Consider the following 23,178-nt stretch of genomic DNA (forward strand, 5'->3'; position numbering starts at 1 on the left):
CTCGGTTGATGCCCCACTCCTCAGCGGTTTCTACCGGCCGCATCGTCGCGGGTGCTGCCCGACTGCCCACTCCTGCACGGCCGTGGCGAGACTGACACTAGTCCCGTGTGAGCCTGCGGTGGGTCACCCTGTGCGGACGCGCGGCGTCGGCACCGAGTCGTTCCACTTTGTTTTCCTCGTAGGCGCCGAAGTTGCCCTCGAACCAGAACCATTTGGCCTCGTTGTCGGTGTCGCCCTCCCACGACAGGATGTGCGTGCAGGTCCGGTCCAGGAACCACCGGTCGTGGGAGATCACCACCGCACAGCCGGGGAAATTGACCAGTGCGTTCTCCAGGGAACTGAGGGTCTCGACGTCCAGGTCGTTGGTCGGCTCGTCCAGCAGGATGAGGTTGCCGCCCTGCTTGAGGGTGAGTGCCAGGTTCAGCCGGTTGCGCTCGCCACCGGACAGCACGCCCGCCGGCTTCTGCTGATCGGGCCCCTTGAATCCGAAGGCCGACACGTAGGCACGCGACGGCACTTCGGTCTGCCCGACCTGGATGTAGTCCAGCCCGTCCGAGACCACCTGCCAGACCGTCTTCTTCGGGTCGATGCCCGCGCGCGTCTGGTCGACGTAGCTCAGCTTCACGGTCTCGCCGATCTTGACGGTGCCGCTGTCGGGCTGTTCGAGACCCACGATGGTCTTGAACAGCGTGGTCTTACCGACACCGTTGGGGCCGATGACGCCGACGATGCCGTTCCGCGGCAGGGTGAAGGACAGATCCTTGATCAGGGTCCGGCCTTCGAAGCCCTTGTCGAGGTGCTCGACTTCGACCACCACGGAGCCCAGCCGGGGCCCGACCGGGATCTGGATCTCCTCGAAATCGAGCTTGCGCGTCTTCTCGGCCTCGGCGGCCATCTCCTCGTAGCGCTGCAGGCGAGCCTTGCTCTTCGCCTGGCGCGCCTTCGCACCGGAGCGGACCCAGGCCAGTTCCTCGGTCAGCCGCTTCTGCAGCTTGGCGTCCTTGCGGCCCTGGACCGACAGACGTTCGGCCTTCTTCTCCAGGTACGTGGAGTAGTTGCCCTCGTACGGGTAGGCGCGGCCGCGGTCGAGCTCGAGGATCCATTCGGCCACGTTGTCCAGGAAGTAGCGGTCGTGGGTGACCGCCAGGATCGCCCCCGCGTAGCTGGCCAGGTGCTGCTCGAGCCACTGCACACTTTCGGCGTCCAGGTGGTTGGTCGGCTCGTCGAGCAGCAGCAGGTCGGGCTTCGACAGCAGCAACTTGCATAACGCCACCCGGCGACGCTCGCCACCGGAGAGGTTGGTGACCGGCTCGTCCGGCGGCGGGCAACGCAGCGCGTCCATGGCCTGCTCCAGCTGCGAGTCCAGGTCCCAGGCGTCGGCGTGGTCCAGGTCCTCCTGCAGCCGGCCCATCTCCTCCATCAGCTCGTCGGAGTAATCGGTGGCCATCAGCTCGGCGACTTCGTTGAAGCGGTCGAGCTTCACCTTGATCTCGCCGAGGCCCTCTTCCACGTTGCCGCGGACCGTCTTCTCCTCGTTGAGCGGCGGCTCCTGTTGCAGGATGCCGACCGTCGCGCCGGTTGCCAGAAAAGCGTCGCCGTTGTTCGGCTTGTCCAGTCCGGCCATGATCCGCAAGACGCTCGACTTGCCCGCCCCGTTGGGGCCGACGACGCCGATCTTGGCGCCCGGGTAGAAGCTCAACGTCACATCGTCGAGGATCACCTTGTCGCCGTGCGCCTTGCGGACCTTCTTCATCGTGTAGATGAACTCAGCCATGCCGCGGTGTTGCCTTTCTGGTCTTTGGATATCCGCGGACCATCCTATGCACCGGCCGGGAGCACTAGGCCGACAGTGGCAGGGCTCCGGCGCCGTCGGTGCTGTCGGCCGTGTCGCCGGGGACGGCGGCTTCGGTCGGTTCGGCAGCCGCGCCGGCACCCTCGGTCACCGGATTCTCGACCGGGTGAGGACCGGTGTAGCTCGGCTTCTCGATGCGCACGATGGCGCGTGCTAGGTCCGGTCCGACCGCGGTCGCGCGCATCTCCATCGACGAGCGTCGGTTGCCGTCGCGGTCCTCGTACTCGCTGGTGTAGACGTGACCCACCGCGATCACCGGCGCTCCTTTGCTCAGCGCGGCACCCACCCCGGTCACCAGCCGGCCCCAGCAGTTCACGGTGATGAACAGCGAATTGCCCGGCTCCCAGTTGCCGTCACCGGTCCGCCGGCGTGAGTTGCTGGCTACCCGGAACTTGATCAGTTCTTCGCTACCCACACGTCGGCGCTGGGGGTCGTTGACGATGTGGCCGACGATGGTCATCCATGTTTCGAACATTGGCTCAACTTTCTCTCGGGTCGTGCTGTGTTGAGACCCATTGCGCCCGTCGGCACCGACGAAACCTGCCGGCGCGGCACGGTGGCCGGGCGCGCTTGTGGACAAACCCGCGACTGTGGACGGGTGCTTACGCCGGTTCTTCGGAGCGGCGCTGGCGCATCTGGAACTCGCGCTCGACGAACTGGTTGCGGGCGATCTGCTCGACGTAGGCGAAGTCACGCAGGATGTTGCGCAGTTCCTGGCGGAAGGCCACCCGCCGCTCGGCCAGGTCGGGCGCCGGCGCGATCAGATCCTGGTCGGCGACGACCTGCCGGGCCGTCGCGAACAGCAGCGTCGACACCGATTCGCTGCTGCGGACCCTGCCCTGGGCGACGTACTGACGACCGACTCCGAGGGCCAGATCGGTCAGCTCTTTTTGGCTGATGTCCGGCGGCGCATCGCGCAGCACGTCGGCGACGATCTCGTAGGCCTCGAAGAAGACCCGCAGCATCGCGTCCGACATCAACGGCCGCTTGGCGTACAGCATCTTCTGGACGGCTTCGCCCCCGGCGGCAAGCTGGGCTTCCCAATCCTGGTGCCAGGCCATCTCTTCGGCGATGTTGGCCCGGAACGCCGCCGAGTCGGCGAAGTAGAAGTCGAACTTCAACAGATCACGTAGCCGCATCGCCTGCGCCCAGAACGCTTCGACCCGGTCACCGGTGGCGTTGCGGGCATGCGCCAGCGCCAGTTCCACGATCGAGGTCTCCAGGAACGCGTGGATCACCGAGTTCCGGTAGAACGCCGCGGCGTGTTCGTCGGCGGGTGCGATGTACCACACCGGTTGCCGGCCGCTGTCCACGCGAGTCACCGGGTGCCCGTTGGAGAGGGCGTCGACCCCTGCGCGTACGCCCTCGCGCGAGCGCAGCCGCAAGGCACTGGTGGAGACCGGCGTGTGCTTGCGGTCGAGGTAGTCCAGCGAGTCCTGCAAGGTGTGGTGCAGCTGATCGAGCGTCAGCGCCATGCCGCGGGTGGTCAGCAGCAACGCGGACACCAGACCCGTCGCGGTCACCGGCGTCGACTGCAAAATCCGCCAGGCCACCTCGAACGACATCTTCTGTAGCGCAAGGCGTTTAGCGGCGGGATCGCCCGCGATCGGCCCGTTGGGTGGTCCGAGATACTGCCGCATCGACACCGCTTCGGGAAAACGGACGTAGATCTTTCCGTAGTTGCGCTCACCCTGGGCTTTGATGAAGTTGTAGAGCCAGCTGAAGCCCTCCGGTGTCTTCTCGGCACCCTGCGCATACGCGGCGTATTCGGCGATCTCGTGCAGCTGGTCGAAACAGATCGAGACACCTTGCAGCAGAATGTCTTCGCTGCGCCCGTCCAGGTAGGCGTCGGCCACGTAGCTCATTAGACCGAGCTTGGGCGGCAACATCTTTCCGGTCCGCGACCGGGTCCCCTCGATCGACCAGCTCAGGTTGAACCGCTTCTCCACGATGTAGCCGACGTACTCCTTGAGCACGTACTTGTACAACGGGTTGTCACCGATGTTGCGGCGGATGAAAATCGTCCCAGAGCGGCGCATCAGAGGCCCCATCACGCCGAACGACAGGTTGATCCCGCCGAACATGTGCACCGGCGGTAACCGGTTGTCCTGCATGGCAACCGGCACCACGGCCCCGTCGATGTAGGACCGGTGCGAGAACAGCAGCACCGCCGGGTGAGATTCCAGTGCGGCGCGCATGGCGGCGACCTGATATTCGTCGTAGTCGAAGTCCGGGTCGAACCCGCGGCTGAGCATCTTGCCCAGCACCGAGATCACGTCGACCGATGCCTGGCTCCACCCGGTCGCCAGTTCGTCGAGCATCCGGCCGGCTTCCTCCACCGTGGCCCCGGGGATTTTCTCCAGACCGGCCCGAAATCGCGCTGAGGCCAACATCTCCGGCTTCACCAGGCGCGGGGACTTGTACTGCGGACCCAGGATCCGGTACTCCGCCCGCGCCAGCGCCAACAGCGCCCGCCTGGTGACGAACTGCGCGAATTCCTGGGTGTTCTCTCCGACGGTGGTGTCGCGCCATTGCCGGCGGAGTTCGGACACGCTGGCCGACTCGCCGGCCACCACCCGTGCCCGCCACGGCTCCGTGCGCAGAATGCGCCGTTGCTGACGCTGGTTGGGGTGGTAGGGATCCCGGCCCGGGAGCAGGGCCGCCACCTTGGCCACTTTGCCCCGGTCGGCGGCGGGCAACCAGAACACCCGGACCGGCACGATCGAGCGGTCGCCGCACGATTCGAGTTTCTCGACCAACGCGGTCAGCGCCCCCGGCGACGCGTTACCGCCCGGCAGCTTCAGCACGTCGAACCTGTTCTGCGGCAGCCGGTTTCGCTGCTCGCCCAGCCAATCCATGATCAGCTCCATCTCCACAGGAGTGTCCATGGAGGCGAGCACCAGCGAATCGTCGGCAGTCAGGACTGCGCTGGTGTCGGCGGCCGGTCTGGTCACGACGGACCTCAGGGCTGGGAGGTCGACGAGTCGGACTGCTCCGAGTTCTCTTGTCGCCTCTCACTCACGGATTTCGGGTCCACGCTCGATTCGTGCGGAGTGGAGTCCGGCGTCGGCTTGGGAGGTTGCTCAGCGGCAGCCTTCTTGGCCGGAGCCTTCTTCGCGGCGGCCTTCTTCGCGGCGGCCTTTTTGGCCGGAGCTTTCTTCGCGGCAGCCTTCTTGGCCGGAGCCTTCTTCGCAGCAGCCTTCTTCGCAGCAGCCTTCTTCGCCGGAGCTTTCTTCGCGGCGGCTTTCTTGGCCGGCGCCTTCTTCGCGTGCAGATCCACCTCGGGCAGCCCGTCGTATGGCCAGTCCGCCAGAGTGTCGAGGTAGAGCTGGCGGACCTCGGCGATGCGATCGGACAACGTGTCCAAGGTCCAGTCCTTGACCGAAATCGGCGGGAACACCGCGACATCCACGGTTCCGGGGTTCAGCGTCGTGGAGTTGCGGGACGCGACGATCTCGGCGTTGCGAATCACGATGGGAACGATGGGGATTCCCGCCGACATCGCGATCCGGAACGGCCCCTTCTTGAACGGGCCGACCTCGGTGGTGTCCAGGCGGGTGCCCTCGGGGGCGATCACGATGGACAGGCCGTTGCGGGCGCGGTCTTCGACCGTGCGCAGCATCTCGACCGCGGAGTCCGGGTCGTCGCGGTCGATGAACACCCCGTCGAGCAATTTGCCCATCGTGCCCATGATCGGGTCGCGCTGCAGTTCCTTCTTGCCCACGCCCACCCAGTTGTCCTTCACCAGCGCACCGGAGATGATTGGGTCAACCTGGTTGCGGTGATTGAAGATAAACACCGCGGGCCGCTGCGCGGTCAGGTTCTCCGCGCCGATGACGTTGAGGTGCACGCCGCAGGTGGCCAGTAACAACGAGGAGAAGTTGGAGGTGAAGAAGTTCACGCCGCGCCGCCGGTTGCGGGTCAGCAGGCCCAGCCCGACGGCGCCGGCCGCGACCGGAACCATGGAGCCGAAGCCGGCCAGCGTACGGATCTGGCGACGCAACCCCACCCCGCCGCGGCTGTCGAATTTCAGGATGGGCCAGCCACGGCGCTTGGCCACGGCGGCCATCTTGCCCTCGGGGTTGGTCGGGCGCGGATTGCCGACCAGGTACATCAGCGCGACGTCCTCGTCACCGTCGGCGTAGAAGTAGCTGTCTTTCAGGTCGATGTCGTGCTCGGCCGCAAAGCGTTGCACCGCAGCGGCTTTGCCCGGACCCCACAGGATCGGCTTGATCACGCCACCGGTGAGTAGCCCGTCCTCGTTCGTCTCGAACTTGTTAGTGAGCGTGTTGGAGATGCCCAGGAATCGCGCCACCGGGTTGACCTGAATGGTCAGCGCGGACGAGCTGAGCACCACGGTGTGACCGCGTGCCACGTGCGCGCGCACCAGTTCCCGCATCTCCGGATAGATCCGGGACTCGATCCGCTGATTGAACAGCCGCTCGCCGATCTCGTCCAGGTCCTCCAACACCCGACCGGCCAGCGCCATGGACGCCTTGCTGATCAGTTCCTCGAACTCGATCCGGCCCAGGGTGTGGTTGAGCGCGCCCTGGATCATGCTCAGCAGCTCCCCCACCCCCATGTCGCGGCGACGCAGCCGCTCCTGAGTGAGGATGACGGCGGTGAAGCCGGCCACCAGTGTGCCGTCCAGGTCGAAGAACGCCCCGACCTTCGGACCCGCTGGGCTGGCCATGATTTCAGCCACCGAACCTGGCAACCGCAGGTCCTTGACCGGGGCGCCTGCGTCCTTCTCGTCGGCGGCGCTCACGAGCCCGCCACCGATCGTGCCGAGGCGACCTGCTTGGCTTCGAACGATGCCGCGATCGCGTGCGGTGGCGGATCGCCGGCCAGTGCGAGGATTTCGTCGAAAGCTTCCAGCAGGCACCGGGCCCACAATTCGTCCTTCTGCACGGCTGCCCTGTCGTAGCGCACGGTGATGGTGCACCACCCACCCCGGGAGATCAGCACCACCATCATCGCGACGCCCGGCAACGGGCCAATACCGTACTGGCGCACCACCTTTGCACCCGCGATGTAGGTGTCACCCGGATACACCGGGACATTGCTGGCCTGGACGTCGTTGCCGATCACCGAACTGCTGATCCCCTCGAGCACCGCGGTCGGCAGCACGCTGAGCACCGGCGCCATGGACCCGATGATGTTCATCGCCGGCTCTTCCCGGCGTTGCGTCATCTGTGCCCGGATCTTCTTGATCCGGGCCACCGGATCGACCGTGCCGACCGGCGCGGCGAGATTCACGCCGGTGAACTGATTGCCGCCTGCCACATCGCCTTCGGCGCGCAGGTTCACCGGCACCGCCATCGGCAGCGTGCTGATCGGCACGCCGAGGGCGACGTGGTAGCGACGCAGCGCCCCGCACAGACCGGCCAGATACGCGTCGTTGATCGATCCGCCACCGGCTTTGGCCGCCTTGTGCAGGTCGGCGAGCCGGATGTCGATCGCCTCGGTGCGACTGGTGAGGCTGCGCCGGCGCAACAGTGGCGAGGGTTCGGCCGCCCGGTTCAACACCCGTGCGCCCGAGGTGGCGTAGCCGAGGATCCCGGACACCGTGGACAACGGATCCAGCACCGCCTTTCCGGCGGCCGACACGGCTCCCGTCAATGCGCCGAGCGCGCCGCCGACGATCGCCATGGGTAGGTGGTTGATCCCTTGGCGCATCAGGTCATTGGGGGTCAGATCCTGCGGGATCGGTTGCGGAGGCAGCGGCCGGGGCTCGGGATCGCGCTCCAGGTCATAGATTTCGGCGAACATCTCCACACTGCCGACCCCGTCGGTGACCGCATGACTCAGGTGCAGCAGCGTGGCCGCCTTGCCGTCGGCCAGTCCTTCGACGAGGGTGGCCGTCCACAGCGGCCGTGAGATGTCCAACGGCGACTGCAGCATGACTTCGGCGAGATCGAACACCTCGCGCAGGGTGCCGGGTTCGGATACCCGCACCCGCCGGACATGGAAGTCGAGATTGAAGTCCGGATCGACGACCCAGCGCGGTGCGGCGGTCGGCAGCGTCGGCACAACGACCTTCTGCCGCAACCTCAACACTTTGCGGGACGCGTTCTCGAACCGGAAGCGGAAGCGGTTCCAATCCGGCGTGCTGTCGAGCAACTCCAGCGCCATGATGCCCGAGCGTGTCCGCGGATTCGCTTCGCCGCGGTGCAGCAAATAATCAACCGGCCCAAGCTCGTCGGACAACCCCACGGCCTCAGCCATGGTCACGACCCCCCGCGATCCAGGCCACCCGACACGTCAACCGCTTCACCGCTGATCAAACCTCCTGCTATCAGGCCCCGCCACCGCAATGCCCACCCAACGCTAGTCCGGTTGCGGCGGTGGTGAAAGTGAGGGTGCTCTCAGTCCGCAGGCCGGCGCACGGCGTTGCGCGCAGTGGTGACAAGCCCGCGCGGCGGCGACTCAGCTGGCGGGTGAGGCGGACAGCGCGAACGAGCCCATGAGCGCGCTCTCCCGCCGGCCGTAGACGACACCCAGGAAGTCGGAGACGGCGTCGGCGGCCAGTCGGGACCGCACCGTCGGGGTGATGTCGAAGGCGTGATGCGCGTTGGCGAGTTCGGCGTACGCCACCGTCGGGGCCCCGGCTCCCTGCAGTGCCGCACAGAACGCGCGGGCCTGGCCGATGGGTGCCAGCTGATCCCGGTCGCCGTGCAGCAGGAAGAACGGCGGTGCGTCGCGGTGCACATAGGAAATCGGCGAAGCCGCGGTGAAGCGGTCCGGCTCGTCGGCGAACCGGGTCTTCATGACGAAGTGCTCGAGGAACGGCATCATCATCTCGTGCATGTTCTCGAAGTCGGTGAAGTCGTAGACCCCGTAGTACGGAGCCGCCGCCTGCACCGTGGTGTCGGCACGTTCGAACCCGGGCTGGAACGTCGGGTCATTGGGCGTGAGGGCCGCCAGCGAGGCCAGGTGCCCGCCCGCTGACCCACCGGTGATGGCGATGAAGTCGGAGTCGCCGCCGTAGTCGCCGATGTTCTCCCGAACCCAGGCGATCGCGCGCTTCACGTCGATGATGTGCGCGGGAAACTTCGCGCGGGGGCTCTTGCTGTAGTTGATCGAGACGCAGATCCAGCCGAGCTCGACCATCCGGCTCATCAGGGTGTAGGCCTGCGGACGCTTGCCGTTGACGCTCCACGCCCCGCCCGGAACCTGGATCAACACCGGGGCCCGGTGGCCGGGGGCCAGGTCGGGACGGCGCCAGATGTCGAGCAGGTGCTCGGTGCCACCCGGCCCGTAGGAGATGTCCGACGTCTTCGCCGCGTAGCGGCGGTGCGGGCCGGGCTTGGGCTTGGGCAGAATTCCGCGGCGCACGCTCAGCGCCGGGTTCGTGGTCGGGTGGAACACCTGATCACGGAAATCAGACCCGAACGACGTCTCGAGGGCAGCGGTGAGCGCGTGGTCCGCGCGCTGGGCGGCCCACGTGGTGCCGACCCGGTTGATCGACGGCGGCGCGACCCGGGACAAGGCATGCCCGGTCAGCACGTGCGGCGGGAACTCGGTGGCCAGCCACCCGGCGATCCAGCCAACGGCGAAAGGCGAACCACGCAGCAGCACCGCACCCGCCCGGGATATACCCCGGGCATCGGCCGCGAGCTGCGCGCCCTGGCGCAACGCCTCGGCACCCGCTTGCGAGCACCGCGCAGTCACACTTGCAATACACATTGCTAAGCACACCCCTCGACGTCAGGCACACGCCTCGTTGCGGTTAACGGCCGATGACCGGCCGGTGTTGTACGTGTGTCGAGGCTCACACCATAACCGATTTCTGGCTTACTCAAACTCTTTTCGGGCGCGTTGTGTCGCCTGCGCCCCTTGATTTTTCGGCTTTCGATAGACTGACCTGCGCATTGCCTCCGTAGCTCAGGTGGATAGAGCAAGGGCCTTCTAATCCCTAGGTCGCACGTTCGAGTCGTGCCGGGGGCGCCGACCGGGGCGTCTGTCACCCTGAGTGACCAGGGTGACTGCTGTGGCGTTTGCGGTTCGATCGCGCCGTCAGCAGCTAGTCGCGGGCCGCTGCGTTTCACCGTTTCCTCCTAGGCCGGGGGCCCCGCGAATACCCGATTCGACGTGTGTCAAACACGGAGGTGGCGGCGGCGCGTTGCGCCGCTTGCCGCGGCTATCCGGCGAGCATGTCGCGCATGGCGGCCCCGGTCACCGGTGGCGAATACAGGAACCCCTGGCCGCGGTAGCACTGATGATCGATCAGCACCTGCGCGGCCGCCTCGGTTTCGATGCCTTCGGCGACCACGTTGAGTTTGAAGCCGTGGGCGAGAACCATGATCCCGCGCACGATGACCAGGTCACTGGTGTCGGTTCCCAGCCGCCGCACGAACCCTCTGTCGATCTTGAGGGTGTCGATCGGCAACGTCTGCAGCAGCGACATCGCGCTGTAGCCGGTTCCGAAGTCGTCGATCGCGATGCGGACTCCGATGTCTTTGAGGCCCGCGAGGGTGGCGCGGGCGGTCTGCAGGTCCTGGACGATCACGTTCTCGGTGATCTCCAGACAGACCGAGGACGCGCCGATACCGTGCCGGCTGATCGTCTCCGCGACGAAATCCACAAATCCGCCGGTCACCAGCTGACCGGGCGAGACGTTGATTCGCAACACCAGATCCCGGCCCAGGCCGGCAGCGCGCCAGTCCGCGAATTCTTTGCACGCCGAACGCAACACCCACCTGTCCAATTCGCCTGCGAGATTGACCGATTCGGCGACCGGGATGAACGAATCGGGTGGCAGCAGCCCGCGCGTCGGGTGTTGCCACCGGACCAGGGCCTCGACTCCGATGATCGAGCGGGTCCGCAGGTCGACCTCGGGTAGGTAGACCAGGCGCAGCGCGTCGGACTCGATGCCACTGCGGAGGTGAAGCTCGATGTCGTTGCGCAGTTCGCTTCGCTGGGACATATCCGCGGTGAAGGCCGCGACGCCGTCACCGCCGGCATGCTTGGCCGCCAGGACGGCCTGATCGGCCCGGCGGATGAGGTTCGACGGAGTGTCGATTCCGGGCGTCGCGCAGGCAGTGCCGATGCTGACCGTGCGGGTGAGCACCTCACCCCCGATGGAAACGTGTTCCTTGAACTGGTCGCTGAGGCGTTCGGCGAAGCGCACGGCGGCGTCGGCGCTCATCGGGGAGGGCGGCACGATGACGAATTCGTCGCCACCGAGTCGCGCGATCAAGCTGTCACTCAAGCACGCGGTGCGGAGTCGCTGCGCGAACACCTGGATGAACTGGTCACCGGCGGCGTGACCCAGATAGTCGTTGATGGTCTTGAGGCGATCGAGGTCGAGGAACAGCGCCGCCACCGGGCCGCTCTGCCCGGCAGCCAGCCGTTGGTCCAGATGCCGCAACAGTGCCCGGCGATTGTGCAGGCCGGTCAGATCGTCGTGGTCGGCGAGGTGGCGGAGCTGCGTTTCGGCGGCCACCCGGGCCTGGACTTGAGCAAACAGGCTGGCGATGGCCATCAGCGCGTTGAGCTCGGCCTCGTGCCACTCCCGGTCGCCGTACTTGACGAACCCCAGCGTCCCGGTGGTGACCTCCGCAGAGATCAGCGGGACGGCGGCCAGCGAGGTGGCCATGATATGGCGGCCTTCCTGGATGCGCCGCTGATAGTCGTCGGACGCCGGCTCGGGCCGCACGACCAAAGGCTCCTTGGCGTGTTTGCACATCGCGAAGACCGGGTCCGCGTCAGCGAAATAGATCACCGCGAGTGGATCGGGGTCGGGGATGTCGTGCCGGGGCGGCCACTCGGCCACCAGCTTCGTCGCATCGATGTCGTGGTCGTTGTAGCGGAGGAAGCTGACGTCCACGCCCAGCTGCTCCACCAGGTAACCCAGTACCCGCCGGCTGACGTCGACCGCCGTGCTGGCGTCGGCGGCTATGAGTTGATTGGCAACGGCGGTGACTATCTGGTCAAGCCGGTACGGTGCGGCGTCGTCGTGCATTTCTCGAAGTTCTTGGCTCTCAGTCGATTCCGAGCCGGCGCCGGCGGCTGCGCACCGATGGCGGCGGGGCGTGAAACAGTCTGAACACGAGGACTTCGTGTTCGTCTTCCCCGGGATTGGCCAGGGCGCGCAGCTCATGCTGCAGTCGGTACAGCTCCGCGGCGAAGTGTGGTGACGCCTTCTGCAGGTCCTCTTTCGCACAGCCGTAGAGGAAGACCGGCGACACCGGTTGCACGGCCAGCCCGCCTTGCTGGGCGGCAATCCACACTGCCTGCATCGCCGAACCGCCACGGGCGAAATCGATCAGTTCGGCGCCCTTCACGTAGATGATGGCGAGCGCCGAACTCGATGCGACGCGTTCGGACATGTTGGTGCCGAGCGCCGCGCCGGCGTCCCATTGCGCCAGGCGCGCAATGACATCGGCGCGGCTCACCAACTCGAGAACGCGCATCTCGCTGGGCTCCAACTCCAGGCTCGCGACGTCGATGCCTGTCTCCGGCGAGGGATCCCCGGGCCAACGGAGTTCGGAGATCATCTCTTCGTGCAGCCTGGGGGTCAGATAGCGAACGCGATCCGCGGCGGCCAAAATCGCTGCTGCCCGGTCGATCTCGTCACGTGACACCAACAACTGTAGCCGCGCGCCTTCGTTTGCCGCGACGTCTTCGAGCAACGCCACGGTCGCGGAGTCGATCGGAGTCGGCGTGCCGCAGTAACGGTTGGTAGCTCGCAGCAGCATGGGCTGATAGAGGGCCGCGAGACTCTCGTCCTCGCCGCGGCCGAACTGTAGTCTCGCCTGCAACGGTGAGCCGGGCTGGGTCGCGTCGAATTCGACGGGCCCCAGAACCTGCTGAGCCGCTGCCGCGATCCGGGCGTTGAACATCGCCGCACCGAGCGCCACGGCACTTCCCCGGAAGGCGATGTCCATCATGGACGTGCGTTCCGGCACCAGTCGCACGGTGAGCGAATCCGGCTCGGCTACAACATGCCAGGGCTGCGCATTGCCGCCGGAGGGCGCGCACATCGCCGCCTCGGCTACGGCCGCGCTGACCTGTTGTCGCGCCTCGGGCGCAATGGTTTGCGCCGATTGCGTTGTCACCGGCTTGCCGTTGGTCGTTGCGGGCTCGGCGAGGCGGTCCAGCGCGGCATTGACATCCACCCGTACCCGGCCGGAATCGAGGGGTTCCCCGAGGCCGATTCGGCGCACGGCGCTCGTCACCGTCGCCGCACCTACCCAGATGTCGCCGGCCAGCTGAGGCCAACCCGACAGCGTCTGGCCGACCTCGACCAGCGAAGCCGCGCCACGCGACGAAAGCTGTTGACTGTCAAGAATATTGAGGATGTAAGGTACTTTTTCCCGGGTCGTCAGCCCGCTCAGCCGGTCCGCGTCGAAATCGCCCAGCAGACCGTGCAGGATCGCTCGCCCGGGATCGATGTCGTAGCGCTCGACGTCTATCAGGCCGCGGTCGGTGGTCGCCATCAGCACCGGGACGCCACGGGCCCGCGCCGTTTGCCGCAACAGCACTTTCATATCCAGCGAGTCACATTCCTCGATAACGACATCGAGCCCGTCGAGGAAATCCTCGACGGACTGCGGCGAAAGCCCCGACGCGACGACCTCGACTTTGAGGTATGGGTCCAACTCGGCGATCCGCCGGGCCGCGACAATCGCCTTGTTGAGGCCGATGTCGAGGACAGTCGCAGGCACCCGGTTGAGATTTGACAGCTCCAGCTCATCGAAATCGGCTAGTCGTAGTGTGCCACAAGCGCCTTCGGCTGCCAGCGTGTAGGCAATCGCGTGCCCGGCGCTGACGCCGACGACACCGACCCGCAGGCCGTTCAGCATGCTTTGTTCCTGCGCGGTGATGAGGTGTCGGTTGCGGTCCAGGCGTACGGCACGAAAGGCCCGGGGCCCGAGGATGGCAGCGACCGTGCGGCGCCAGGGGTAATGCACCCACCGTTTGGCTTCGCTCAGCAGATCCGGATCCGGCGGCGGCAACGAGCGCCGTGCGGTGTCGAGCTGCTCTTCGAACCGGTCGATCCAATGGATGTCCTGATCTGACCGGAGCCGTTCCAGTGCGCGGCGATCATCGGGATCGTCGTCGCACAGCACCAGCGCGGTGAAGTTCTCGCCGTCGGGGGCGTTTGTCACCGGCCGGCGCCCGCGCTCGTCATGGTGTTTGCGCTCAACGCCTCAGCGTCCCTCATCAGCTCGCCGGTCTCCTTGTACATTCTCGAAAGTTGTTTAGGGTCAGCATGGTTGGCAAGGGTGCCGCGGTCCCACCACATCATCTTGGTTCGGTAGCGCTCGTCGGGATAGGCCACCGCGGGGATCGTCGCCGCCACAACTCCTCCCGATGCCCGCCAGCGGTCCAACACGTGGGCGGCAGCCGTTGCCATCACGAACTGGACCCCCAGCAGCGCCATGCTCGGCAATGCCGTGCGTGCCAGGGCTGCCGCGATGGCACCTCGGTGGCGCGAAGCGCTGTCGGCCCACGCCGTTTTCACTTCGACAACCCCGAACGGCACCCGATCGTCGATCATCTTTCGAACCGCGACCGCTCCGGGACTGCCCTCCCATTCGATCACAGCATGCGAATCATCGGCTGACCACAGTGGGCCCACAACACGGGCACCCCCGACGACAGCACCCTGACTGTCCACCGCTGCGTAAAACAGCCGGGTATCCACGCCATCCCGCACTGCGTCGATATTCAAAGTACGTTCCACCCCGTGTTCGGTGTAGCTCCGAACTGCACCATCGAGATACTCGGTCCACAAAGTAGGGTCGAGCGCGGGATTCGATACGACAAGTCTGCAATTCCCATCGGGCAGCGGCAAACTCAGATTTCCCACAAACGGCGACTTCGGCGGCGCGAAGGAATCACATGCGGCGGTGGTCATTATTCTCCAATCTGTCGACTGCGAGGGCAGTTTGAATTTCCGGCGCTGTAGCTGGTTTACCCGGAATTCAACTGCGTCTCGCAGTGTGGGCCCTGCGACCCTCAGAGGATCCCCTGTTCGGACCCCTCTTGCACACCCGAGAGATTTAAAAATAACCGGGCGGAAAACTCGGCGTGGACTTTCCGGCCGCGGGAACCGGACCTCATCAGGTAGTCACAGCCGGCGTACCGCGGGATATTGGAAAAAGGCGTCGAGCCGCCGGAGTTTGTCCCTTATAGCGCTTTTTCATGGCCCTGCTTTGAGTTCAATAGGCCACAGCGGGAATGTCGTGACCATGGGTCCGGGTCGCATCGGATTGTATGCCGCCCCTACCGTGACCGTCGGTTCGTTATCACCGCCGAGCCGGCGCGCTGATTTCCCAGGCACTGATCGTGTTGCGGTGCAGCCGATTACCCGCAGTGCAGTTCGCGCGCTACCGCGTCGAAGGCGCGCAGGGTGTCCAGCATGTGGGGCTCGTGCGAGTGCGCCTGGGTGGACAGCTTGGCGGCGACCATCTCTGCCGACCGGTCCACGTAGATCATCTGACCGCACATGCCCAGGCACAACACGACGTTGCTGCCCGGATAGGGGAACCACATCTGGTTGCGGTACATGCCACCGGGCATCTCGTTGTTGTCGGGATTCGCGGCGAACGCCCGCCTCGAGTCCGGACCGCCCTGCAGCGTGTCGGCGATCCACGCCGTCGGTACGACCTGGTGACCGGTCAATGAGACGCCGTCGCGCAGGAACAGTGACCCGAACCGGATCATGTCGATCAGACAGGCGTTGATGCCCCCGTCGAACAGTCCGGTGCCGACCGCGTCGATGCCGATGGTGGCGTCACGCCCGGCGCCGATGCGGCTCCACAGCAGTTCCGACATCAGCTCAGGCATGCGCCGGGCGCCGGCGACCTCGCAGATCCAGCCGAGCACATCGGTTTCGCACGAGCGGTATTCGAAGGGTCCGCCGTGCGGTGATTTGCGTCGCAAGGTCAGCAGAAAGTCGTGCAGCGTGGCGGGGGCGTCGGGACTGCTTCGGGGCGCCCATCCCATCGCCTGGTCGAGGCGATGAATCTCCGCGGCCGGGTCGTCGTAGTTCTCGGAGAACGCGATACCGGACCTCATGTCCAGCAGCTGGCGCACCGTCGCCCCGGCGTAACCCGAATCCGCCAGGGCCGGAACGAATTTCGTGACCGGCGCAGCAAGCTCGATAGCACCGGCGTCGTGCAGCGCGCCGACGACGGCGGCCACCAGCGATTTGCTGACCGAAAACAGCAGGTGCCGGGTCGGCGCCCGCATGCCGTCGAGATACTCCTCGGTCACGATGGACCCGCGGTGCGCGACAGCCCACCCGTCGGTCGCGGTGGCGGTCATCACCGCGCCGACGGTGCTGGCCACTCCGCCGACGCTGGACACGGGGATGTCCGCCAACGGAGCGCCGACCGTGGGCAGCTCAGCGACCGGCCCGCTCCCCCGCGAGATGACCGCGGTCGGCACGTAGTCCTCGACGTGCTGGAATGACCACTTCGCGTAGGGCGGCGCCAGCCAGTTGTCCAGGGAGATGCCGACCGGGGCGCTCACGCTCGTGCGACGAGCCGCGAGACGATCGGCGCGGCGGGCGTCAGAGGCGTGGAGGTGAACTTCGCCTTCATACCTTTGACCCAGCGCTGGCAGCGCTCGCTCAGCCGATAGTCGTCGGTCTGCAGGTGTCCACGAGTGACGAGCACGCCGAGTTGAGCACCCTCGGAACGCAAATCGCCGGGCGCCGCGACCCGCATGTAAAACGCCTCGGAGCCGTCGAGCAGGGTGGCCCAGTCGTTCGCGGTCCGCGCGAAGGAGACGCGACCGTCGTCGTCGATACGCCATACGCCGGTCCGCGGCGTCGCGGTGAAGATCTCGATTTCCGGCGAGGTCTCCGTGATGATCACCTGGCCCCAGACTTCGTCTTCGCCATAGCCCCGCTCCCACCGCGCATTGATCTCGTCGATGTCGAGCTCGTACTCGACGTCCATGTACTCGAGCAGATGAAAGAGGAACAGCGGCATGTCGGCGTAAGCCTCGGTGGTCAGATTCGTCATCGGGCTGGCGCCGGACAGGCGCGGATTCACCTCGCCGAGGTAGAGCTGGTCGGAGTCGAGGTCATGCAGCAGGTCCACTTCGAAGTAGCCGAGGTAACCCTCGCGGCGCATGACGTCGCCGAGCTTTGTCACCATTTCTCGCGCGGCGCGGGTTTGGGCCGGCGGCAACACCTCGTGCCAGATGTCATTGCCACACCAGCTGCCCCGGCTGGGCGTCAGCTCCGAATAGCCGACCAGACTCGTCATCGCCGGGCCGACCACGGTGCCGTGGCGGGTCACCGCACCCTCGAGGCACACCTCGACATTGCGGATGCGCTTCATGACTTTCAGTTCCTGCCCGACCAGGTCACCGGCGTGCTGGTCCCAATCGCGCTGACCGTGCACGAAGAACGTCCCACTGCCGGCGTTGCCGTACGCGATGGAGATGACGAGGTCATCGCCCAACTCAGCTTCCTGCGCGAGCGTCAGCAATTCGTCGTAGGAGCCGGCCCGTCCGATCGTGTTGGGGACGCTCGGGATACCCGCGTCGTTGGCCAGCCGCGTCATGACGATCTTGGAGCCGAGCCGCTCGCGCAGCTCGATCGGCGGATGCATGACCTGCAAGCCCGCCGCCCGCGCCTTCGCCTGGATTTCCTCATTCATCATCACGAAGCAGCACTTGCCGCCCGGGCCTTTACCCCCGATGAAGTCGAGCGTCTCGGGATCGGACAGCAGGTGGCTGCACACCTCGTCCATGGAGTCGAAGTCGCGGCGGTCTCGTCGCCGGGGCACGAACACGCGCGAATGTGTGCCCTCAAAAGCGTCGTAGTACGTGAGATAGAAGAAGTTTCGTATCCAGCGGTCGACGCCCAGCAGGTTGAACGGCGTGGGCGAGATGAAGTACAGCGGCACGGTGTTGTTGTGAAAGAACGCGCGGACGTCCGAGAGACCGTTGAGTGGGCGACGCGGATCGGGGCCGGCGGGCGCCATCACGCCTCCTGAGCGGGGGCTGTGGCGGTGAAATCAGTGACGTTCATTGCATAAGTGTGGACCCGCCGACGGCCACGTGGGCATGTGGGTGCCGCAACCTCGGACTCGAGAACAGCCACCACTGGGATCGTTCACCTGGCTACAACAAACGGCGAGCGGAACGAACGGGGCGCGGGACGGACTGCCCCGGTGGGCCGGGACGGAGATGAAATAGTGAGGGCATGAGCGCACAACCGGACGACGGGGACGCGGACTCGGAGCCGAGCCTGTCAATCGGCCTACCGCTGGTGCGATTGACCGGAGTCGGCAAGACCTACGGTTCGGGGCAGACCCGGGTCATTGCGTTGGATGCCGTCGACCTGGAGATCCGGGCAGGCGAATTCGTGGTGCTGCTCGGCCCGTCCGGATCGGGAAAGACCAGCCTGCTCAACATCATTGGCGGCATCGATCAACCATCGCAAGGCACCATCGAAATCGGTGGCCGTGATATCGGAGCGCTCAGCCGCAAACTTCGGACGCGTTATCGGCTTGAGCAGGTCGGTTTCGTCTTCCAATTCTTCAACTTGGTGCCCACATTGACAGCTCGCGAGAACGTCGAACTGCTTGCCGAACTGACGGGAGCAGATGCACGATCGCGCAGTGCTGCCGCGTTGACACGCGTGGGAGTCGGCGACATCGCAGATCGGTTTCCTGCGCAACTCTCCGGGGGCCAGCAACAGCGGGTCGCGATCGCCCGAGCCATCGTCAAACAGCCGCCGTTGCTGCTCTGCGACGAACCGACCGGAAGCCTGGATCTGGCAACCGGCCGTCAAGTCCTGGGGGCCCTGAGTGACCTCGCTCGTCACGGTGGGCAAACCGTGATCGTCGTGACCCACAACACCGAGATATCGCGGATGGCGGATCGAGTGCTGTGGCTGCATGCGGGTGCCATCAGCAGGAGCGAGTCGATCGAAAATCCGGTGGATGCATCGGAATTGGACTGGTGAGCCGCACGCTGCGGCGCAAGTTGCGCCGTGACGTATGGCGGGCGCGATGGCGCTTCGGCGCGATCGCGACGATCATGGCCATCGGCGTCGCGGTCTTCGTCGCTGCCACGGACGGTTACCAGAACCTGGATCAATCGTTCGAGCGCTCATACACCAGTCAGCGGTTGCCGGACGCAATCGTGTCCGGACCCGGCGCGGCCGGATTGCATGCTGCCGTCGCCGAGATGGCAGGCAGTCCGCTCGTCGATGTTCGGCACCAGGCCGACGTCGGCATCCGACTCAACGGCCACGCGGTGTACGGACGCGCCGTCGGTATACCCGCCTCCGGGCAGCCGAACGTGTCATTGCTCGACATGCACAGCGGGACGTTGCCGGGCGCCGGACAGGTGGTTATCGAGCAGCACCTCGCCGACCACTATCACCTGGCCCCCGGTGACGTGCTGGAGGTACTGGGACGGCAAGGCTGGCAACCTTTTACGATCGCAGGCACTGCTCTGTCGACCGAATACCTGTGGCCGGCGCGCTCTCCGCAGGAGGTCCTGACCACCCCCGAGGACTTCGGTGTCGTCTTCCTGCGCGACGATGAACTGCTGCGTGTCCTGCCGCGGTCGGTGGAGCAACTCGCCGTGTACGCGCGCGACCGCTCGATGGCCGAGTCGCTGACCGCGGCCGTCGGAACGCTGGCGCAAGACAACGGGTTGCAGTTTCTTCCCCGTGAGCAGCAACCGTCATTCCACACCCTGCGGGACGACGTCATGCAGTTCGGCAGTCTCGCCGGAATTCTGCCGTGGCTGTTCCTTGCCGCCGTCGTACTGGGCACCTACGTGCTGCTCTCGCGGATCGTCACCGCGCAACGCGCCGTAATCGGAACCCTGATAGCCAACGGGCTCTCGCCGCCCGCTGTACGAAGGCACTACCTGGGATACGGGCTCGCCTGTGCGGCAGTGGGAATTCCTCCGGGGCTGTTCGGCGGCTACCTGCTGGGACAGTGGATTACGGCGAAATACACCGCGGCCATCGCGCTGCCGATGCACCTGACCTCGATTCATCCCCTCACCTACTTGCTGGCAGCCGTCGCCGTCACCGTTGTCGCTCTGTCGGCCGCTGTGGCACCGGCCAATACCGCCGCGAGAATGCAACCCGCTGCGGCGATGCGGGTGGGCCCGCCCCAGGACCGTCGCCGCAGGGCCGGGCGCCCGATTTGGCCCGGGCGCGTCCCGACCAGGTGGCGGATGGTACTGCGGTCGCTGCTGCGCAATCGGCGCCGGACGGTGTTCACGGTGACAGGCGTGGCGGTGTCCGTGATTCTGGTAATGGTGTTCGCCGGCATGCGCGACACCCTGCCCGGCATGGTGGACCGTCAATTCGGGCAGATCGCGAAGCAAGACGGCGAGCTCGTGGTGTCCGGCTCGGCCGACACCGTCACCGAGAAGCTGCGCAGAGACCGCGACGTCACCGCGGCGGAGCCGTACAGTGCCTACGGCGCGTCCGTTTCGGCCGGGACGCACCGCTACCAGACTTTGTTGATCGGCCTGGCGCCGCAGAGCACAATGCATTCTTTTCCAGCGGAATCGGGCTCACACGAGTTGTCGGACGACGGCGTTCTGCTCGGCGTGGGCCTGCGCGAGCTGTTGGCTGTGTCGCTGGGCGACCGCATCGACGTGGTGGTCCCGCAGTCGGGAGTGCGACTCACCGAGCGGGTAGCCGGGTTCGTCGACGAACCTTTCTCGCCTGTCGTCTATATTTCGCTGAATAAGCTTGCAGCGCAAACGGCTTCACTGCCAGTCAATGGCGTTCTGATCACGTTGCGCGCGGGATCCGACGCACGGGCGGCGGGTGACCGGATAGCCGCCTTGCCGGGAGTGGTCGCCTACCGTTCGGCGACGGCGCTCGCCGCGACCATGCGGCAGGCGTTCGGCCTCTATGACACCCTGGTCGGCATCATGCTGGTATTCGCTGCCGTCATGGCCGCCGCGCTGTTGTATAACGCGATGTCTGCCAACGTATCCGAGCGACTTGGCGAGCTCGGCGCAGTGCACGCCGAGGGGATGGGCGCCGGGATGCTGTCCCGCTTGATCGCCGCTGAGAACGTCGCCGTGGCGTTGATCGGACTGCCGTTCGGCCTGGTGGGTGGGGTGCTACTTGCCGATCGGCTGCTGTCCACCTACCACAGCCTCGGCTACCCGCTGCGGCTGGAGATGCACGCGACGACACCGATGGTGGTGGCGTTCGCCATGTTGGGCGCGGCGGCGATGGCTCAATTACCGATGGTGCAACGGATTCACCGCCTCGATCTCGCACGGATCGTGCGGGAACGCGCCCTGTGACGGGCCAAGCAAATCCGCCGCCGAGACATGCTCCACCGCTTGGTCTTCGATCAAATCCACGGGACCCAACGCCGAGGTGAACTCCCACCAGAGTCGGGTCGCCCGAATGAACCTCTGGTTGACCAGTGGCGCCGAACTACGGATCGACTCGATGAAGTCTGCGGCCGCCAGCCGAACGGCTTGTGGCCACAGCACATTTCGCACAATCGCGGTGGTCGGTTCGAAATCGACACCGACCAACTCGGAGATCGGCCAGTCTGCCTCCGCGGCTTCGGCGCGAGGGCGAGGATGCCACCGGGTCGACCCGTGCGTATGGGTCAGGACGAGTTCGCCGGCGTCGGATCCGATGGTGATCGCGTGCAGCAATCGCGCGTGATTGTCGGGGTCGCTGGGACACAGCTCGTTCTGCACCAGTAGGTCGACCGTCACGTCACCGAGCACCAGGCGGCCCGCGGCGAACGGGCCGGATCCCCGTTCCCTCGGCACCACGATTCGCGCCGGCGTGAGCGGTCCGACGATGTGACTCAGGATGGCGAACAACGGGTAGACGACATGGATCGAGGACCGCGCGTGCACGTAACGGACACGCGCACGTTTGTCGAGACCTTTTGCGGCGGCAATGAATTGACGGACCGGCGCTATACGGCTGTAAAAGTCGTTGACGGCGTAACAGGCGGAATTCGCTTTCGCCGTGCGCAATAGCGACAAAATCTCATCCGCATGTACGGGCTGCTCCTGCATCACGTGGATACCGCGCATGAGCAACCGCTCGGCGATCTGGGCGCCGTCTCCCCCCACCACCCCCGAGCGCACCACCACGAACGCGACATCCACGCGCGGCAGGCCGTCCAGGTCCGGGTAGAGCGCGACGCCGAGATGATCGGCAAGTGCCGCCGAGGCCGCCGATCCCGTGGAGGCCAGCCCAACCAGCTCCACCGGTGAATCGGCGGCCGCCAGCGCCTCGGCGTACACCGCGCCAAACGTCGCTCCGACGACGATCGCGCGCGGACGCCTGGACGCAGTCACAGCGCTCCTTCCTCTATCAAGGGCGGCACCGCATCATCGGCGTACGTCACCGCGGCTTCGGGCACTACTCCGGTCACGAAATCCAGCACGCGCCGCGGCTCGTCGACGCGCCAGAAGGGCAGCACGCCCGCCGGCATCCCCGCAACGAGCCGGGCGGCGTAAGCCGTCGTCGCCCCGGTAACGCGATAGCTGTCCGGACAGCTGAATGCCACCGTTCTCTTGCCGGCAACGCCGACGATCGCGAAGTACGTTCGGCGTCCGAACATATCGAGTCTGGCAGCTGCCAGCACTGCGCTCAGGTCGGCGCCGCTCGTTCCGTCGAGCGCCAGTGCCTGCATCGCCCGGGTGGTGTGCGCGCCGTCGAACACATTCATCCATACGACATTTTCGATGCCGAGATACGCAGCTGCCGAGAGGGTTTCGGCATCCAGGTGTGGATGCACCGTGACCGAGTCGGGAAAGTAGGGGGCCGGGGGCATCGAGCGGTCGGCGTGCTGGACGCGTTGAATCCTCCCGCCGCGCAACTCGGCACCGGGGTGGCTGCTCCGATCGCGAAGGCTCGCGAGGTATTCGAGCACCGAGGCCGGCGTCAGCTTCTGCAGTCCGCCACACCACACGGTGAGAGCCTGGTCGGTCAGGTCGCGGGCCAACTCACGCAGCAGCAGTCCGGAGAGGCCGGGCTGAACACCCGCCTGCAGTACCACCGGAACGGCGGGACTGGTGGCGATCAGGCTGTTCAGCAGCGCCTGGTCCCCGCCGGGGTCGACGTAGGGCACCCCGGCTTCGATGGCGGTCCCGGCGACTGACGCGCTGAGCTGATGTGAGGGCCCGGCGCAGTTGATGACGATGTCGCAGCCCGTCACCGCGGCGCCATCGATCAGGTCGAGGCGCGCGGTGCTGATGTCTCCGTGGGCGGCGGCAGCCACTTCGCGCAGCCTCGCCTCGTCGCGACCGGCCAGTACTGCCGAGACATCCTCGGCTTCCATCAGAACGTCGAGGCAGCTCCTCCCGACCGCCCCAGTGGCGCCCAACAG

At 66.1% G+C, this 23,178-nt stretch carries 15 protein-coding genes and 1 tRNA gene; 3 read left to right on the top strand and 13 right to left on the bottom strand.

Annotation, left to right across the window (positions count from 1 at the left end):
• Nucleotides 1-97 precede the first annotated feature (97 nt).
• The 6 genes from ettA to lipQ all read right to left on the bottom strand — a co-directional run bounded on the left by ettA (nt 98) and on the right by lipQ (nt 9,541).
• Nucleotides 98-1,774 carry an energy-dependent translational throttle protein EttA gene (ettA, locus tag C0J29_RS21180; RefSeq protein WP_065045113.1) on the bottom strand — a complete coding sequence of 559 codons (1,677 nt, stop codon included), beginning with the start codon at nt 1,772-1,774 and terminating at the stop codon, nt 98-100.
• 64 nt (nt 1,775-1,838) lie between these two features.
• Nucleotides 1,839-2,327: a single-stranded DNA-binding protein gene (locus tag C0J29_RS21185; protein ID WP_065045112.1), complete on the bottom strand. Its 489-nt coding sequence runs from the start codon at nt 2,325-2,327 to the stop codon at nt 1,839-1,841.
• 127 nt (nt 2,328-2,454) lie between these two features.
• Nucleotides 2,455-4,806: a glycerol-3-phosphate 1-O-acyltransferase gene (locus C0J29_RS21190; RefSeq protein ID WP_120793466.1), complete on the bottom strand. Its 2,352-nt coding sequence runs from the start codon at nt 4,804-4,806 to the stop codon at nt 2,455-2,457.
• An 8-nt stretch (nt 4,807-4,814) separates the two neighbouring features.
• Nucleotides 4,815-6,620, bottom strand: coding sequence for an HAD-IB family hydrolase/lysophospholipid acyltransferase family protein (locus C0J29_RS21195; RefSeq protein ID WP_371872425.1), 1,806 nt, complete (start codon nt 6,618-6,620; stop codon nt 4,815-4,817).
• Nucleotides 6,617-8,080: a WS/DGAT/MGAT family O-acyltransferase gene (locus tag C0J29_RS21200; protein WP_120794875.1), complete on the bottom strand. Its 1,464-nt coding sequence runs from the start codon at nt 8,078-8,080 to the stop codon at nt 6,617-6,619. The genes C0J29_RS21195 and C0J29_RS21200 overlap by 4 nt, the downstream gene beginning before the upstream one ends.
• A gap of 201 nt (nt 8,081-8,281) precedes the next feature.
• Nucleotides 8,282-9,541, bottom strand: coding sequence for an esterase LipQ (lipQ, locus tag C0J29_RS21205; RefSeq protein WP_065045109.1), 1,260 nt, complete (start codon nt 9,539-9,541; stop codon nt 8,282-8,284).
• Nucleotides 9,542-9,728: 187 nt separating this feature from the next.
• Here lipQ and C0J29_RS21210 point away from each other — a divergent pair.
• Nucleotides 9,729-9,802, top strand: a tRNA-Arg gene (locus tag C0J29_RS21210).
• A 193-nt stretch (nt 9,803-9,995) separates the two neighbouring features.
• Here C0J29_RS21210 and C0J29_RS21215 read toward each other — a convergent pair.
• From C0J29_RS21215 to C0J29_RS21235, 5 genes are all read right to left on the bottom strand, one after another.
• Entirely contained in the window at nt 9,996-11,819 is a 1,824-nt protein-coding gene (locus tag C0J29_RS21215; protein WP_065045108.1) for a putative bifunctional diguanylate cyclase/phosphodiesterase, read from the bottom strand.
• A gap of 19 nt (nt 11,820-11,838) precedes the next feature.
• The gene (locus C0J29_RS21220) at nt 11,839-13,968 is read right to left on the bottom strand and encodes an Rv1355c family protein (RefSeq protein ID WP_120793467.1); all 2,130 of its coding nucleotides are present in this window, start codon (nt 13,966-13,968) and stop codon (nt 11,839-11,841) included.
• On the bottom strand, nt 13,965-14,720 hold the full coding sequence (locus C0J29_RS21225) for a hypothetical protein (protein WP_120793468.1): 756 nt from the start codon (nt 14,718-14,720) through the stop codon (nt 13,965-13,967). The genes C0J29_RS21220 and C0J29_RS21225 overlap by 4 nt, the downstream gene beginning before the upstream one ends.
• A gap of 449 nt (nt 14,721-15,169) precedes the next feature.
• Nucleotides 15,170-16,339: a serine hydrolase domain-containing protein gene (locus tag C0J29_RS21230; RefSeq protein WP_120793469.1), complete on the bottom strand. Its 1,170-nt coding sequence runs from the start codon at nt 16,337-16,339 to the stop codon at nt 15,170-15,172.
• Nucleotides 16,336-17,805 carry a biotin carboxylase gene (locus tag C0J29_RS21235; RefSeq protein ID WP_120793470.1) on the bottom strand — a complete coding sequence of 490 codons (1,470 nt, stop codon included), beginning with the start codon at nt 17,803-17,805 and terminating at the stop codon, nt 16,336-16,338. The genes C0J29_RS21230 and C0J29_RS21235 overlap by 4 nt, the downstream gene beginning before the upstream one ends.
• Before the next feature lie 221 nt (nt 17,806-18,026).
• On the opposite strand from C0J29_RS21235, the gene C0J29_RS21240 reads away from it, so the two are divergent.
• Together C0J29_RS21240 and C0J29_RS21245 are read left to right on the top strand one after the other, a co-directional pair.
• Nucleotides 18,027-18,791, top strand: coding sequence for an ABC transporter ATP-binding protein (locus tag C0J29_RS21240; RefSeq protein ID WP_120793471.1), 765 nt, complete (start codon nt 18,027-18,029; stop codon nt 18,789-18,791).
• A complete protein-coding gene (locus C0J29_RS21245) occupies nt 18,788-21,118 on the top strand; it encodes an ABC transporter permease (protein WP_120793472.1) in 2,331 nt (776 codons plus the stop codon). Before C0J29_RS21240 ends, C0J29_RS21245 begins: the two co-directional genes overlap by 4 nt.
• On the opposite strand, the gene C0J29_RS21250 is transcribed toward C0J29_RS21245, so the two are convergent.
• Nucleotides 21,053-22,144: a Gfo/Idh/MocA family oxidoreductase gene (locus tag C0J29_RS21250; RefSeq protein WP_242460505.1), complete on the bottom strand. Its 1,092-nt coding sequence runs from the start codon at nt 22,142-22,144 to the stop codon at nt 21,053-21,055. The two genes, C0J29_RS21245 and C0J29_RS21250, sit on opposite strands and share 66 nt — an antisense overlap.
• Nucleotides 22,141-23,175, bottom strand: a complete 1,035-nt coding sequence (locus tag C0J29_RS21255) for a saccharopine dehydrogenase NADP-binding domain-containing protein (RefSeq protein ID WP_242460506.1) — start codon at nt 23,173-23,175, stop codon at nt 22,141-22,143. Before C0J29_RS21255 ends, C0J29_RS21250 begins: the two co-directional genes overlap by 4 nt.
• Between the last annotated feature and the right edge of the window lie 3 nt (nt 23,176-23,178).

This window comes from Mycobacterium paragordonae, assembly GCF_003614435.1.
In the GTDB taxonomy this organism is placed as follows: domain Bacteria; phylum Actinomycetota; class Actinomycetes; order Mycobacteriales; family Mycobacteriaceae; genus Mycobacterium; species Mycobacterium paragordonae.

Excerpts from the sequence above, each read along its gene's own strand:
- C0J29_RS21215 (WP_065045108.1), bottom strand. The coding sequence starts at position 11,819 with ATGCACGACGACGCCGCACCGTACCGGCTTGACCAGATAGTCACCGCC.
- C0J29_RS21225 (WP_120793468.1), bottom strand. The coding sequence starts at position 14,720 with ATGACCACCGCCGCATGTGATTCCTTCGCGCCGCCGAAGTCGCCGTTT.
- C0J29_RS21240 (WP_120793471.1), top strand. The coding sequence starts at position 18,027 with ATGAGCGCACAACCGGACGACGGGGACGCGGACTCGGAGCCGAGCCTG.
- lipQ (WP_065045109.1), bottom strand. The coding sequence starts at position 9,541 with ATGTGTATTGCAAGTGTGACTGCGCGGTGCTCGCAAGCGGGTGCCGAG.
- ettA (WP_065045113.1), bottom strand. The coding sequence starts at position 1,774 with ATGGCTGAGTTCATCTACACGATGAAGAAGGTCCGCAAGGCGCACGGC.
- C0J29_RS21185 (WP_065045112.1), bottom strand. The coding sequence starts at position 2,327 with ATGTTCGAAACATGGATGACCATCGTCGGCCACATCGTCAACGACCCC.
- C0J29_RS21235 (WP_120793470.1), bottom strand. The coding sequence starts at position 17,805 with ATGGCGCCCGCCGGCCCCGATCCGCGTCGCCCACTCAACGGTCTCTCG.
- C0J29_RS21200 (WP_120794875.1), bottom strand. The coding sequence starts at position 8,080 with ATGGCTGAGGCCGTGGGGTTGTCCGACGAGCTTGGGCCGGTTGATTAT.